Annotated in this window: 2 protein-coding genes; one reads left to right on the plus strand and one right to left on the minus strand. The window is 43.1% G+C overall.

From position 1 onward, the window contains the following. Positions 1-107 precede the first annotated feature (107 nt). Complete coding sequence (locus HC175_RS15345) at positions 108-566, minus strand: Mpo1 family 2-hydroxy fatty acid dioxygenase (RefSeq protein WP_168026060.1); 459 nt, start codon at positions 564-566, stop codon at positions 108-110. A gap of 94 nt (positions 567-660) precedes the next feature. Here HC175_RS15345 and HC175_RS15350 point away from each other — a divergent pair. Beyond that, a partial coding sequence (locus tag HC175_RS15350) for a redoxin domain-containing protein (RefSeq protein ID WP_168139339.1) occupies positions 661-902 on the plus strand: 242 nt, incomplete at its 3' end.

Consider the following 902-nt stretch of genomic DNA (forward strand, 5'->3'; position numbering starts at 1 on the left):
TTTACTTACTTGTTTTTAAACCCATTACTGCTCTGGGGAAATTAAATGATCTTCTGTTAATTGTAACGCAGTCTTGGCTCTTGGTTCTTGAGTCTTGGTTCTATTTCTCACCCAAAGACTTTCTTGATCACCCATGCCGGTCCAATGAGTAAAAACTGTATGTCTTTTAAAAAAGAAGGTTTTTGACCTTCGATCTTATGTCCGTAGAATTGGCCGATCCAGGCGACTACAAATATTAAAAGGGAAATCAGCCATAGTGGGCCAAGCTGCGCCAGGTAATAATTCCCGGCAATACAGAGGGCGGCGAAGATGAGGATCTTAATTCCCATAGAAATTGAAAGGCTCATGTAGAACAACAGGACCAGGAGCAGTGCCACTACTGCCCAATTTTCCAGAAATGGGATATACATGGGAAAAATATGCACCAAAGGCCCCGGCGGGATGCTCATCAGCAATCCTACAATAGAAAAGAAGATCGCCGGTACGCAGATATAATGAATTAGCTGGTTGGTTTCGTTCTGGTGACTTACCGCATATTCCGAAAACCATTGATCGAGTGTTTTCATGTATTCTTCAGGATTAGCAGCAACAAGATATGAATTTCAGGAAAAATCCGAAGGAAATTTGTATTTTAAGAGCATCATAAAAGATGCAATAAGAATGGCAGAAATCGCTTCCAACAATCTTCCGCTGGGTTCAAAGATCATAGATTTTGAACTACCCGATTCGGTTACGGCAAATCTCCACTCCCTTGCCGACGTGCAGGGCGAGAAAGGCACCGTGATCATGTTTCTCTGTAATCACTGCCCTTATGTGAAGCACGTGGTAGATGAGATCGTGCGGGTAGCGAATGATTACCGGGTGTTAGGCTTCGGATTTGTAGCCATCAGCAGCAATGATGT

The sequence above is a fragment of the Salinimicrobium oceani genome, assembly GCF_012037645.1.